Below are 12,495 nucleotides of genomic sequence, written 5' to 3' on the forward strand. Positions count from 1 at the left end.
TTTCCCCGGCTACCACCGAGATCAACCCCCGTTATTACCCACTCCTCCCCTCCACGCGGCTATGCCTATTTTTTTCGGGTTAGAACCCGAAACGCCACTCACGACCACCCCGACCGAACGGCCACCCCGCCCTTGTCGCTTGCGGTCCGTGCATCATCGAACGGTCAGCGAATGCCCTGCGAAATGAGCTCCCCCAGGCCTTCGACGTCCCCGCCGGTCAGCGTGGCGACGGACTCCTTGACGACGGCACCCAGCAGCAGCTCTTCCGGCGCGCTCGGCGTCCCTTCCAGCGGCCAGACGAGGTCGTCCAGCACACCCTGCCCGGCGACCTCGCGGACCAGGCCCGCCGCGGTGATCCCCGGCACGCGGTAGCCCTCCGGCAGCACCCCGCGGACACTCAAGCTGCGCGAAAGCCAGCAGAGCAGCTGCCCGTTCACCTCCAGCTTGACCAGCCGCAGCGTCAACCAGAGCGTGAGGTTCAGGTAGTACTCGGTGAGGCGGTCGAGCACCTCGCCGCCCTTCTGGAAGCCCCACAGGTTGAGGTCGAAGTAGTGGTGCCAGGTGGCGCGCCGTCGCCGGAAATCGGGACAGCGCAAGGAATCCCGCCGATCGCTCGATACTGTCGCGGGAAGACTGAACACCAGCGCGCCACCGGTTTCGTGGCCTCCCTCGGACGCGCGGCACACCGGCGGGCCGCTGCCTCGCGCGCTGGTGTGCCGCTGGGGGCCGCGGCCACGCCGGGCTGTACGCGGTCGCCTGGCTCGTCGGGCCGGTGTTCCTCGCACTGGTCCTCGTGATCACCCTCGACCCGGCGCGCACTGGCGTCCCCGGACGGCCTGGCCGGTTCGGAGGGCACCTTTTCCTTGTGCAGCTTCGCTTACGTCGACGCGCTGACCCGGGCGGGCAGGCTGGACGAGGCGCGGGCGGCGTTCGAGAAGATGCTGACCTACGCCAACCACGCCGGGCTCTACGCCGAGGAGATCTCCCCGAGCGGCGAGCAGCTCGGCAACTTCCCGCAGGCCTTCACCCACCTCGCGCTCATCGACGCCGCGGTCACCCTCGACGCCGCCCTGGGGTGATTGCGCGAAGATGCGGGGATGGGTTACCGGACCTGGATGCGGTACTTCACACCGTCCGACGTGCATCGACGGCTGGGTCTGGTGTGCCTCGGGGTCGGGCTCCAGCACGGCGCCCTGCCCGTCGTCGGACCTCGCGTGCTCGATCACTACGTGGCCGTCGTGGTGTCCAAGGGACACGGCTGGTTCGCCGTGGCGGGCGGGGAGCGACAGGAGGTCGTCGCCCCCGCCCTGCTGTGGCTCGTTCCCGGGGTCGGGCACCACTACGCGCCCGACCCCGGGCAGGGCTGGGAGGAGTGCTTCGTCGACTTCGACGGGAGCGCCGTGGACGCCTACGTCGAGCTCGGCTACGTCACGCCCGGGACGCCGGTGGTGCCGCTCGGCGACGTCGAGGTCGTCCGCGAGATCGTGAGCCGGATCGTGCGCTGCGCGCGAGGCGGCAGCCCGCTCGCCCAGGTCGACGCCTCGGCGGCGGTGCACCATCTGCTGGTGGCGCTGCGGCGGGCGGGCGCCGACAGCACCCCCAGCGGCGGTTCCCTGCTGGAGGCGCTGGCGAAGGACGCGCTCCTGCCGATCAGCGTCGCCGAGATCGCGGCCCGCCGCGGGATGACGCTGCCGGAGCTCCGCGCCGCAGTGCGCCGGAGCACCGAATCGGGGCTGAAGGACCACCTGCTGACGCTGCGCCTCAACCGCGCGAAGGAACTCCTGGCCACCACGCGGATGCCGGTGCAGGAGGTGGCCCAGGCCATCGGCTACGAGGACGCCGCCTATTTCAGCCGGCTGTTCACCCGCCGGGTCGGGGTCTCGCCAGGGCGCTTCCGCGAGTCACGCGTCCAGGCCGTCCCCGGCGGCTGGAGTTCGCGGATCCCGCCTCCCGACGACCCGCCGCTGGTGCCCGACTGACCCCTTGGACTTCCGTGACGGGCCGCTTGGACTTTCCGCGCACAAAGTGCATGAACGACGCTTGAAGTTGAGCGAAATCGTTGACTTACGCGCAGTAACGTTCATAACATCGGCGACCGCCCCGCCAACTGTGGTGCGGGTCACCCTTGGGAGAGAGTCATGCGGACCCTGCCTCTTCTCGGCGCCGCGGCGTTGGCCGTGGCGGCGACCACGGTGGTACCGGTGTCGTCCGACGCCGCGCCGCCGAACGCGACGTACACCATCACGGTCGACGCCAAGAAGTCGTTCAGCCCGACCACCGACACCCCGGCGAGTAGCTATGTCGACAAGGACGGCACGTTCTACTTCCAGCAGGCGGCCGCGCTCTACGGCGCCGACCAGCCGCGCGAGTGGGACTTCTACAGCGGACGCGATTTCGACAGCTTCACCAAGAACCCGATCAGCAAGGCGGTGAACCCGGCCAACTCCGCCGACCGCAACGACGACACGACCTGGCGCTGCAACAACAGCCCCACCGGCAAGGAATCCACGAACCCGCCCGCCGGATCCGGCTACTCGCAGCGGAACTTCTGCGACCTCGTCGGCACCTGGGTCGATCCGGACACCGGCGACTGGTACGGCCTGATCCACAACGAGTTCACGCCCGAACCGTTCGGCGCGTACTCGTTCTCGCACTACGACGCGATCGACATGGCGGTGTCGAAGGACCAGGGCAAGACCTGGGCCATCAAGGACCACGCGATCACTTCGCCGTACAGCACGAAACGCGGTGACACGTCGGCGTTCCCGAACCAGACGTTCGACTACGGCGACGGCGACCCGCGCCTGTTCGTCGACACCGCCTCCGGATACTTCTACGTCTACTACGGCTCCCGCATCGTGCCGAAGGCAGGCGCCGGCGGCCCGATGACCGGGCTGGCGCACGTCGCCCGCTCGCCGATCTCGGCCAAGATGGCGAAGGGCTCGTGGCAGAAGTGGTTCGACGGCGGCTGGACCCAGCCCGGCGTCGGCGGCCGCGAGAGCAACATGGTCCCGGTGTCTTCGGCGGGCGACACCGGCTACACGCCCGTGGCGGACGACTACGACCCGGCGAACACCGGCAACGTCAGCCAGCAGATCGCCGCGGGTCAGCTGCCGCGCAAATCGGATCTGTTCATCATGAACATCGCCTACAACGCGCATCTCGGGCTGTACATCGGCGCGCCGGAGGCCGTGGACAGCGTCGTCCCCCAGCGGTACTACGTGACCGACGACCTGACGACGCAGAAATGGCGGCTGATCGGCGACACCGGGACCTACACCAACCAGTCCTGGTACCGCTGGTTCGTCGACGCCGCGAACAAGACGAACTCGACCATCATCGGCAAGCAGTTCAGGTCGTACTGCGCGGTGGCGTGTTCCGGTGACGCGGGCGGCGAGTACACCACCCAGACCATCACCTCGTCCACTCCCGCTCCGTCCCCTGTGGACACTTCACGCAAGTACCGCATCGGCCTCGGCGACGGCCGAGTTCTCGCGCAGGGCAACGGAACCGCGACGACGTCCGTCGCGAGCACGACCGGCTCCGACCGCGAGGCGTGGCAATTCTCCTCCGACGGCGACGGCTCGTACCGCGTCACCAACGCCGCCACGGGCCAGGCCCTCGGCGTCGACGCCGTGCAGGCGGGCCGGGCGTGGGGCGCGAAGCCCACCGTCTCGTCGTCCACCACGGTCGGCCAGCAGTGGTTCGTCATCCGGTCCACTGCGGACTCCGCGACTTTCCGGCTGGTGAACCGCTACAGCGGGCTCGTGCTCGGCCTGTCCGGCAAGACGTCGCGACTCGCGGAGACCACTCCGCTTCGTTCCTGGACCGACACGTCGGGGAACACCGTCGGCGGCGGGCGGACCGCGGCCGAGCAGACCCTGAAGTTCACCGACGCCGGCGCGGGCGGCCTCGACGGCGTCCACACGCTGGCCGCGTCCGGCAAGAACCTGGACGACCCGGACTCGTCGACGTCGACCGGGACCCCCTTGGTCACCTGGACGCCGAACCAGGGCGCCAACCAGAAGTGGCTGTTCACCAAGCAGTCCGACGGTTCCTACACACTGACCAACACGCATTCGAAGCTGTGCGCCGACGTCGAAGGCGGGGCGACCGGCGCGGGCGCGCGCGTCATCCAGTGGACGTGCGGCGGCGGTCCCAACCAGCGCTGGACCGCGACGAAACAGCCTGACGGGACCTACAAGATCTCCAGTGTCCGCTCAGGCCTCCTCCTGACCACAGCGTCCACTTCGGACGGCGCGGCCGTCACGCAACGGGCCGACACCGGCTCCGCACTTCAGTTGTGGGCGATCAAGTAGTCCGCTTTCCCCTCGTGCGGCCCGTCCCTCCTTCGAGTGGCGGGCCGCACGGTTGCTCTTGTGTGGCCCATCACACTCTCGATGCACGTCCATGATCCGCAACCGTCTCCCCCAGTGAGAGCACATTCGGTGAAAAGCTCACCGAAACGTGGAGGGAGAGCACCATGAAGCACACCGGCATCGTCCGCACCGCCACCATCACCGGCGTCGCCGCCGCGCTGAGCCTCGGGGCCATCGTCCCCGCGCTGGCGGGCCCGCTGAGCACCCCGCTGGCCGCCACGGGAGGCGACCCGGTCACCACCGTCGCGGACCTCGACGGCGACGGCGAGATCGAAACCGTCACCGCGCAGCTGACCGGCGACAACGACCAGGTCATCTCCGCCACGGTGAACGGGACCTTCACCTCGATCCACCTCGGCGCGGACAGCTCCGTCCCGCTCGAGGCCCCGCGCGTCACCGACCTCAACGGCGACGGCCGCGCCGAGCTCATCGTCACCCAGTCGGTGGGCGCCAACACCACCTTCTTCACCGCGCTGCACTTCGACGGCCGCAACCTCAGCCAGGTCGTCGACAACGACAGCAAGCCGCTGTCGGTCGCCGAGGGCGGCGGCGTGGCGGCTCACCTGGGCTACCAGTGCACCCCGCTCGAAGGCGGCGGCCGCACCTTCGAAACCGTCGCCTCCGAGGCCGACAACGTCGGCGCGCCCGCCGATGAGCTCACCTACAGCGGCAGCCGCACCATCTACACCCTGCGCGACGGTGCGCTGACCACGCAGAAGGTCGTCTCGATCGACCACCGCCCGGTCACCGACCCGGTGCTCGGGACCGACGCCGCCAGCTGCGACCAGGTCGGCAGCTGACCCTCGCACCCTCCGGCCGCTCTAGGTCTGGACCGCAAGTCCGTGAAGGCCTCCTTGAGGGACTCTGGGTCCCTCAAGGAGGCCTTCACGGACAGAGGGCGATTAGACAACGCTTACTTGGCGTAGGTCAGGCAATTCGCGGCGTGGTCGCCTTCACCCGGTCCGATACGGACGCTCGATGCGGTGCATTCCAAAGAGGAATTGTGCCGGCAATCGGACCGAGAGCAGGCGCCCACCTGCGCGGTCACCCGATCGAGTCCGCCTTTGGTGTTGAGCGGGACGAACGTTCCGCAATCGGCCGATCCGTTGCCGCCGCCCACCGTGATGGCGAAAGCGTGACAGCCGTCGTGGTTGTAGGAACAGCCGCTCACCGTGCATTCGTGAACAGCGGGCATTTCCGTGGTGGTCATGGACGACTCCTGTACTTCGTGGTGGTGGTGGTGTCGTTCGGTATGACCAGGGTTACACCGCTCTCCGCGCGCGGCAATTCGGAGAAATTCATTCACCTCTCGCGAGCAGCCGTTCCAGCCAGGATTCCCGGGCGGCGAGGCACGATCGGGCGACGGCGGATTCCGGCGCGAGGTCGTGGAAGCCGTGAAAGGCGCCGCCCCAGACGTGCAGTTCCGCTTCTCCGCCGGCGGCCCAAATCGCACTCGCGTAAGCCACGGCCTCGTCCCGGAATACCTCGACAGCGCCGACGTCGATGAACGTCGGCGGCAATCCCCCGAGATCCGTCGCGCGCGCCGGGGCCGCATACGGCGAGACGTCCGGCGTACCGCGCCGCTCCCCCAGGACCATCGTCCACGCCGTCAGATTGCTGGTCCGGTCCCAGACGCCGACGCTGTCGTACTCCCGCGCCGACACGGTCTCGTTGCGATCGTCGATCATCGGGCACTGGAGCAACTGCCCGGACAGCGCGGGGCCGCTTCGATCACGCGCCATCAGCGTGACTCCCGCGGCGAGACCACCGCCGCCGCTCCCGCCGAAGACGACCAGCCGTTCCGGATCGAATCCCAGCTCGTCCGCGTGCGCGGCCATCCACTCCAGACCGGCGTAGCAGTCCTCCACCGGCACCGGATGCGGATGTTCCGGCGCGCGGCGGAATTCGACGGTGACCGCGACCGCGTCGTACTTCATCGCCCACTCGATCAGCGGACGCACCGACGCGAACCGGTCGGCCATCACCATTCCGCCGCCGTGGACGTGATAGATCCCCGGGCCACCGCCGTGATGGTCCTCGCGTGCGATGACCGAGACCACGATCTCCGCGCCGCCGTGGCCGGGGATCGTGTGATCGGTCCAGGTGACCGGACGGTCGCCGATCTGCTCTTCGACGGACGGGAATCGCAACGACCGGTAGCGCTCCAGCTGCTCCGCCGTCATGCCGACCGGGACGTGTCCCGCCAGCGCGGGCAGCACGGCGGCGAGTTCGGGATCGTATGCGGGCTCGGCCATCGCGCGAGCCTAGTCATCCGGCGCCGACGACCCGTATACGGCGAGGTCAGAGGTCGACGTCGAGCCGCGAGGACGCGCGCGAGACACAGCAGTACATGCGCCCCGGCGGCGCGCCGATGTCGTCGCGATGCTCCGGTTCACCCCCGACGACGCCGATCTCGCAGCTTCCGCAAACCCCTTCACGGCACCCGGACGGGATCCGGAACCCCGCGTGGTTCAACGCGTCCAGCAGGGACTCCTCCGCGGCGACGGCCACCGTCCGTCCTGATCGGACACAGTTCACCTCGAACGGCGCATTGGGCGCGAATTCTTTCACCACCGGCCGAAAACGCTCCAGGTGCAGCCCGTCAGCGGGGAACGCCGCCTCGGCCGCGTCGAGCATCGAAGCGGGGCCGCAGCAGTAAACCAGCGCTTGTGGACCGAGTTCGGCCGCCTGCGCGGTGAAATCGGGTCTTCCGTGTTCGTCGGTGGCGTGGACGCGCACCCGGTCACCGTGGGCGGCCTGGAGTTCGGCGGCGAACGGCATGGCGGCCAGAGATCTGCCGACGTACACGAGCCTGGCTGAAGCGCCCGACGCGACCGCGGCCGCCATCATCGGCATCATCGGCGTGATCCCGATCCCGCCCGCGAGGAACAGGTACTCCGGCGCGGGCAGCAAGGGGAAGTTGTTGCGCGGCACCGAGACGTCGAGGGTGCGGCCGGCGCGCAGGAACAGGTGGATGTATTCCGAACCGCCCCGGCTGAGCCGGTCGTGCCGGACGGCGACCCGGTAGCTGCCGCGATCGGCCGGGTCCCCGCACAGCGAATACTGCCGGGTCAGCCAGTTCGGCAGCGCCAGATCGATGTGGGCGCCCGGCTCCCACGGGGCCAGCGGGCCATCGGCACCGCGCAGGACGAGGGAGACGGTGCCTTCGGCGACCGGCTCGACGCGGTCGAGAATGGTCTGTTGCATCACCGGGATCACCTCAGTACAGCTGCCGGTAGCTGGTTTCGAGCATCTCCTCCAGCACCGACGGATCGACGTCGAGGCCCATCTGCTCGGTGGCGATCTCGCCCGCGGACGGCAATTCGTCGGCCAGGGCCTGGCTCGCGGGATCCCAGAGCCGGGACCGGACCAGGGCACGTCCGCAGTGGAAGAACGTCTCGGCGACCTCGACGATGATCGCCAGTTCCGCCTCCTTGCCCTCGGTGCGCATCCGGGCGAGCACGTCCGGCTCGTCGGTGGGATACGCGTGACCGTTGACGCGGAACACCTCCCGCATGCCGGGGACCACGAACATCAGCCCGATCCCGTCGTTCTCGGCGAGGTTGCGGAACGAGTCGGCGAGCTTGTTGCCCGGCCGGTCGGGGATCGCCAGCGTGCGTTCGTCGAGCACCTTGACGAAACCCGGGTAGTCGCCGCGCGGCGAGCAGTCGGGCAGGCCCGTCGCGTCCGCCGTCGCCATCGCCACGAACGGGGAATGGGCGATGAACCGATGGCCGTGCCGGTCGACGCGGTCGTGGACCTTCGCCTTGATCATCGCCTCCGGCTCGCCGAGCCGGGCGCGGACCTGGTCGTACGAGATCCGGCGCGGACGCGTCTCGTTGACGAGATAACTGCTGGTCATGGCACAATTATGAGCAATTGTTCAACCTGGCCGCTACTCGCTTTCAGGCCGCTTCACCGGGAGTGCCATGACATCGGACCAGCGCCGCATCCAGCCACGTAAACAGCCGCGCCAGGTCCGGGCCGAGCTGACCCGGCAGCGCATCCTCGCCGCCGCTGCTCACATTTTCGCCGAGTTCGGGTACGCCGCGGGGACCACGAACCGCATCGCCGAACGGGCCCGCGTCTCGATCGGTTCGCTGTACCAGTACTACCCGAACAAGGACGCGATCCTGGCCGAGCTGCTGACCCGCCACCTCGACGGCGACCGCGGCACCGCGACACTGCGCCGGTACAAGGAGTCGCGCGAACCGCTGGAGACCATCATCAGGGCGTTCGTGCGCACGGTGATCGACAACCACCTCGACGATCCGCAGCTGCTGCGGATCATGATCGAGCAGGCGCCGCGCTCCGGCGAAATACTGGAGCGGGTCACCCAGGTGAAGTGGGAGATGATCGACGACCTGCTCGATCTGCTCAACGCCCATCCCGAAGTCCGGGTCCAGGACAAGGACACCGCGGCCCGGCTCGTCACGTCAACCGTGGAGCTGACCGTGCATCAGCTCATCGCCGCGCCGGACTCCATCGACCTCACACGGCTCGAGAACGAACTCGTGACGATGATCACCGGTTACCTCCGCACCTGATTTTTCGGGGTTGACCAGGCGCTGAGCGGGTACTCACCGGTGTGATCCGAGCAGAGAACGGGATACGCGGCCTCGCCGCGCGCTGGCGACGCGGTGGCGGCACTCTCGCGTTGGCGTGGACGTTGATCACCCTCGGCCTGGTCGCCATGCTGTGGGTGTCGGATTTCCGGTCGTGGCCGGTGTACCTGACGGCCGCGCCGGGCGCCGTCGTCTCGGTTCTGCTGTGGATCGGCGTCGCCCGCGCCCGCCGCCGGACGGGCTAGTTCGTCGCGCGCGTGGCGAGGTGGTCGAACTCGCGGTCCGGCAGGGTCCTGTTGAGTTCGAGCAGTTTCTCGGCGAGATGGCCGACGGCGTACCGCGTTTCCGGGCGGTCGGCCTCGATGGCGTCGCGGATGGCGTCCACGACGACAGCGGGGTCGGAGCCGTCGCTGAGTCCCGTTTCGCCGTGCCGCGCCATGGCTTCCGCCATCGCCCCGTACGCCCCGCCGCCGGAGATCTCCCGGAGCTGCGCGGACGTCCGGTCCTCGAACTCGGTCTTGATGATGCCCGGCTGGATGATCACGACGTCGACGCCGAAAGGCTCGACTTCCATGCGAAGCGTGTCGGAGAAGGCTTCGAGCGCGTGTTTCGACGCGTAGTACCAAGCGCCGAGCGGCAAGGCGATCTCGCCGCCGATCGACGACACGTTGACGATCGTGCCGGACCGCTGCGCCCGCATGGCGGGCAGGACGAGCTGCACCAGTCTGGCCGGCGCGAGGAGGTTGACTTCGAGCTGGTCGCGCGCGCTGTCGAGCGGGACGTCCTCGATGGCGCCGTGCAGGACGGTCCCGGCGTTGTTGACCAGGACGTCGATCCGCTGCCGCTCGCCGAGGACGGTCTCGACCGCGCGACGGAGATCGTCCTCGTTCCGTGCGTCCATCTTCAGCGGATGGCCGCCCGCCGCGCGGAGGTCGTCCATCTTCTCGACTCGCCTCGCGGCGCCGTAGACCGTGTGCCCGGCGCGCAGAAGCTCCAGCGCGGTGGCGTGGCCGATCCCCGACGAAGCGCCGGTGACCAGGCAGACCTTGGTCGTCATCCCGTGTGCACCTCCCGATCTCCTCAGCGCTCACGAAACACCGGATTTCCTTGAACGGCAACATAAGTTCACCATCTTCGCAGCTAATACGCTTACAATCGATGCAATGACCATGGAGCTGAATGCACCGGGACCGGAGGACGGGTGCCGGGAAACCGCCTGACCCACGACGAGCGCAGGCAGATCGCCTCGGGTCTGACGGCAGGCCTCACCTACGCCGCGATCGCCCGCGCGATGGGGCGCCCGAAGTCGACGATCATCCGCGAGGTCGCGCGCAACGGCGGCGCCCACGGCTACCGGGCGGGCCAGGCGCACCAGGCGACGCAGTGGCGGGCGCGCCGCCGCAAACCCGGTCCGGCACCTGTCGCCGAACCCGTCGAGCGCACCCCGGAGGCGGTGCGGGACTTCGAGACCGAGTTCGCCGAAATGATGGCCGCGACCGGGGTCCCGGCGATGATGGCGAGGGTGCTGGCCTGCCTGTTCACCGGGGACACCGGCGGCAGCACCGCCGCCGAACTCGCCGCCCGGCTGGAGGTCAGCCCCGCGTCGGTGTCCAAGGCCGTCGGCTGGCTGGAACAACGCGGGCTCATCGGCCGCGAACGCGAGGGCAGGCGGCAGCGCTACGTCATCGACGACCAGTTCGGCTACCGGGCCTGGCAAGCCAGCCTCGAAGCGATGACCGCGTGGGCGGACGTCACCCGGCGCGGCGCCGGGCTGGTCGACGGTCCGGCCGGAGCGCGGTTGGAGGCCACGAGCCGGTTCTTCCGGCATCTGCGCAAGGACATGAGCGAGGCGGCCGAACACTGGCGGCGGACAAGCCCGCGGTGACGTCATTTCGACGGTCTCCCACCGGATCCGGCCATGTCAGGATCCGGCGGCAGACACTGGCGGAGGCTGAAAGGCGAAGGCATGGGAGCGGTGGTCGCGGTGCTCGCCGCCGGCTGCGCGGTGCTGGCGGTGGTCCTCCCCGGCGGGGCGGTCCGCCCGGACCGGCCGGATCTCGAAGTGGCGCTGGTCGCCGCGGCGTCGGTACTCGCGGCGCTGCTGACGTTCGGGAAGTCCACCGGGGCGAAGGTTTCCGCGCTGGTCTGCGCGACGGGCGCCGCGGGCTGGGCGATCTACTGCCTGAGCGCGGACCTCGGCAGCGGCACCCCGGGAAGTTCGACGGCGGTGCTCGCGGTCGCCGCCGTCGTCACGCTGGTGGCGGCGGGGCTCCCACGACCCGTCCGATGGTGGCTCGCGGTCCCGCTCGTGGTGGTGCTCGCCGCGGGGACGGTGGCGGCGGTGACTGTCGCGCCCGGACTGGCCGTGCGATCCACCACGGCCCCGGCCGTCGCCGCGCCCCCGCTCGCCGACCGGGTGACGGCGACGCCGTGGAGCTGGACACCGCCCAGCCCGGTGCGCGACGTGGTCGCCGCGGGCGCCGGGGTCGCGGTCGCCGGAACGGCTGGTGAGGTCACCGCGCTCGACGGGCCGACGGGCACGGTGCGCTGGACCTACGCCCGCCCGGGCGCCCACGTCCGTGCGCTCGTCCCGACCCCGGACAGGCTTCTGCTGCTGGCCGTCTTCGCTCCCGGCGACGGCGTCGAGGACCGTCACCACCTCGCGGTCCTCGACGCGTTCACCGGGGCGCCGGTCCAGGAGACGCTGATCGACGACGTGCACGGCCCCGGCCTGCTCGCGCCGACCGCCACCGTGCTGCCGTCGCTCACTTATCTGGGGGACAACGACTTCCGCGTCGACGCGCTCGACCTGCGCGGCGGAAGCCCGCTGTGGTCGTGGAAAGCGCCCGCCGGCTGTGTCTCTCCGTTCGCGCTGCCCGCGAGCGGCCGTGACGTGGTGCTGGCTCCGCTGCTGTGCCAGGACCGGCTCAGCGTGCTCGGCCTGGACGAGCGCACCGGAACGCCGCGCTGGGAACACCGGCTGCCGGTGACCAGGCCGTCGGACGAGAAGGCCGACTTCTACCTGCGCTCCTCCCCCGGCGGCGGCACCGTTTCGCTGTCACTGAGGTACTCCGGGCTCGCGAGCGGCGAGAACGCCGATGTCGTGCTCGACGCCGCCACCGGCAGCCTGCTGTCCACAATGGACCCCAAGGCGCCGAAGCGGATCACGATCGGCCCGGTGGCCGTCTCGGAACGCGACGAAAGCGGGAAGGTCACCGCCGCCACCCTGGACGGCGGAAGGGCGGTCGACCTCGCGGCCTGCCCGGACCGGCGGGCCCAGGCCACCACGCCGGCGGCCTACCTGCGCCTGTGCGGCTCGCCCGGCGGCGGGATGGTGGTGCATCGGCAGGAACTCGACGGCTCGCCGTCGTCCACCCTCCCGATCTCGTGGCCTCCGGTCGGCGAGCTGTCCGGCGGCCTGCTTTCCGGCTCCGGCCGCCACGCGCTCGTCACGGCGGGCGGCCGGTACCGGGTTGTCATCTGATGCGAGCGCATCGAAATCAACGCGGCTTTGCTGGCCCGCTGTGACCTTGCGGAGGTTCGGGTAGCCG

The 12,495-nt window shown here is 69.7% G+C and carries 13 protein-coding genes and 1 pseudogene; 8 read left to right on the top strand and 6 right to left on the bottom strand.

The features are described 5' to 3' along the window. Positions 1 to 164: 164 nt before the first annotated feature. Positions 165 to 596 (bottom strand): hypothetical protein, encoded by a 432-nt coding sequence (locus tag AB0N89_RS40030; RefSeq protein WP_364216648.1) that lies wholly within the window; start codon positions 594 to 596, stop codon positions 165 to 167. Between the two features lie 225 nt (positions 597 to 821). On the opposite strand from AB0N89_RS40030, the pseudogene AB0N89_RS40035 reads away from it, so the two are divergent. The 4 genes and pseudogenes from AB0N89_RS40035 to AB0N89_RS40050 all read left to right on the top strand — a co-directional run. Next, positions 822 to 1,079, top strand: a pseudogene (locus tag AB0N89_RS40035) (glycoside hydrolase family 15 protein); the annotation flags it as partial. An 18-nt stretch (positions 1,080 to 1,097) separates the two neighbouring features. Continuing rightward, complete coding sequence (locus AB0N89_RS40040) at positions 1,098 to 1,979, top strand: AraC family transcriptional regulator (RefSeq protein ID WP_364216651.1); 882 nt, start codon at positions 1,098 to 1,100, stop codon at positions 1,977 to 1,979. A gap of 159 nt (positions 1,980 to 2,138) precedes the next feature. Next, on the top strand, positions 2,139 to 4,319 hold the full coding sequence (locus tag AB0N89_RS40045) for an RICIN domain-containing protein (protein ID WP_364216654.1): 2,181 nt from the start codon (positions 2,139 to 2,141) through the stop codon (positions 4,317 to 4,319). Between the two features lie 164 nt (positions 4,320 to 4,483). Beyond that, a complete protein-coding gene (locus AB0N89_RS40050; protein WP_364216657.1) occupies positions 4,484 to 5,179 on the top strand; it encodes a VCBS repeat-containing protein in 696 nt (231 codons plus the stop codon). 113 nt (positions 5,180 to 5,292) lie between these two features. On the opposite strand, the gene AB0N89_RS40055 is transcribed toward AB0N89_RS40050, so the two are convergent. The 4 genes from AB0N89_RS40055 to AB0N89_RS40070 form a co-directional block, all read right to left on the bottom strand. Then, positions 5,293 to 5,589 carry a DUF1540 domain-containing protein gene (locus tag AB0N89_RS40055; RefSeq protein WP_364216660.1) on the bottom strand — a complete coding sequence of 99 codons (297 nt, stop codon included), beginning with the start codon at positions 5,587 to 5,589 and terminating at the stop codon, positions 5,293 to 5,295. Between the two features lie 88 nt (positions 5,590 to 5,677). Continuing rightward, positions 5,678 to 6,634 (bottom strand): alpha/beta hydrolase, encoded by a 957-nt coding sequence (locus AB0N89_RS40060; RefSeq protein WP_364216663.1) that lies wholly within the window; start codon positions 6,632 to 6,634, stop codon positions 5,678 to 5,680. Positions 6,635 to 6,680: 46 nt separating this feature from the next. Further along, on the bottom strand, positions 6,681 to 7,586 hold the full coding sequence (locus tag AB0N89_RS40065) for a PDR/VanB family oxidoreductase (protein WP_364216666.1): 906 nt from the start codon (positions 7,584 to 7,586) through the stop codon (positions 6,681 to 6,683). Between the two features lie 13 nt (positions 7,587 to 7,599). Next, the gene (locus AB0N89_RS40070) at positions 7,600 to 8,241 is read right to left on the bottom strand and encodes an MSMEG_1061 family FMN-dependent PPOX-type flavoprotein (protein WP_364216669.1); all 642 of its coding nucleotides are present in this window, start codon (positions 8,239 to 8,241) and stop codon (positions 7,600 to 7,602) included. Between the two features lie 67 nt (positions 8,242 to 8,308). Here AB0N89_RS40070 and AB0N89_RS40075 point away from each other — a divergent pair, with 67 nt between their 5' ends. Both AB0N89_RS40075 and AB0N89_RS40080 read left to right on the top strand, forming a co-directional pair. Further along, entirely contained in the window at positions 8,309 to 8,926 is a 618-nt protein-coding gene (locus AB0N89_RS40075) for a TetR/AcrR family transcriptional regulator (RefSeq protein ID WP_364216672.1), read from the top strand. Between the two features lie 41 nt (positions 8,927 to 8,967). Then, entirely contained in the window at positions 8,968 to 9,189 is a 222-nt protein-coding gene (locus AB0N89_RS40080; protein ID WP_364216675.1) for a hypothetical protein, read from the top strand. Here the strand turns inward: AB0N89_RS40080 and AB0N89_RS40085 are convergent. Then, a complete protein-coding gene (locus AB0N89_RS40085; RefSeq protein ID WP_364216678.1) occupies positions 9,186 to 10,001 on the bottom strand; it encodes an oxidoreductase in 816 nt (271 codons plus the stop codon). The genes AB0N89_RS40080 and AB0N89_RS40085 overlap by 4 nt on opposite strands. Positions 10,002 to 10,145: 144 nt before the next feature. Between AB0N89_RS40085 and AB0N89_RS40090 the strand changes: the two genes are divergently transcribed. Both AB0N89_RS40090 and AB0N89_RS40095 read left to right on the top strand, forming a co-directional pair. Then, positions 10,146 to 10,829, top strand: coding sequence for a helix-turn-helix domain-containing protein (locus AB0N89_RS40090; RefSeq protein ID WP_364216681.1), 684 nt, complete (start codon positions 10,146 to 10,148; stop codon positions 10,827 to 10,829). A gap of 81 nt (positions 10,830 to 10,910) precedes the next feature. After that, positions 10,911 to 12,428 carry a PQQ-binding-like beta-propeller repeat protein gene (locus tag AB0N89_RS40095; RefSeq protein WP_364216684.1) on the top strand — a complete coding sequence of 506 codons (1,518 nt, stop codon included), beginning with the start codon at positions 10,911 to 10,913 and terminating at the stop codon, positions 12,426 to 12,428. The last annotated feature ends 67 nt before the right edge of the window (positions 12,429 to 12,495 follow it).

Source organism: Amycolatopsis sp. NPDC089917 (assembly GCF_040684635.1).
Classification (GTDB): Bacteria; Actinomycetota; Actinomycetes; order Mycobacteriales; family Pseudonocardiaceae; genus Amycolatopsis.

Excerpts from the sequence above, each read along its gene's own strand:
- AB0N89_RS40040 (WP_364216651.1), top strand. The coding sequence starts at position 1,098 with ATGGGTTACCGGACCTGGATGCGGTACTTCACACCGTCCGACGTGCAT.
- AB0N89_RS40045 (WP_364216654.1), top strand. The coding sequence starts at position 2,139 with ATGCGGACCCTGCCTCTTCTCGGCGCCGCGGCGTTGGCCGTGGCGGCG.
- AB0N89_RS40050 (WP_364216657.1), top strand. The coding sequence starts at position 4,484 with ATGAAGCACACCGGCATCGTCCGCACCGCCACCATCACCGGCGTCGCC.
- AB0N89_RS40055 (WP_364216660.1), bottom strand. The coding sequence starts at position 5,589 with ATGACCACCACGGAAATGCCCGCTGTTCACGAATGCACGGTGAGCGGC.
- AB0N89_RS40060 (WP_364216663.1), bottom strand. The coding sequence starts at position 6,634 with ATGGCCGAGCCCGCATACGATCCCGAACTCGCCGCCGTGCTGCCCGCG.
- AB0N89_RS40065 (WP_364216666.1), bottom strand. The coding sequence starts at position 7,586 with ATGCAACAGACCATTCTCGACCGCGTCGAGCCGGTCGCCGAAGGCACC.
- AB0N89_RS40070 (WP_364216669.1), bottom strand. The coding sequence starts at position 8,241 with ATGACCAGCAGTTATCTCGTCAACGAGACGCGTCCGCGCCGGATCTCG.
- AB0N89_RS40075 (WP_364216672.1), top strand. The coding sequence starts at position 8,309 with ATGACATCGGACCAGCGCCGCATCCAGCCACGTAAACAGCCGCGCCAG.
- AB0N89_RS40085 (WP_364216678.1), bottom strand. The coding sequence starts at position 10,001 with ATGACGACCAAGGTCTGCCTGGTCACCGGCGCTTCGTCGGGGATCGGC.
- AB0N89_RS40095 (WP_364216684.1), top strand. The coding sequence starts at position 10,911 with ATGGGAGCGGTGGTCGCGGTGCTCGCCGCCGGCTGCGCGGTGCTGGCG.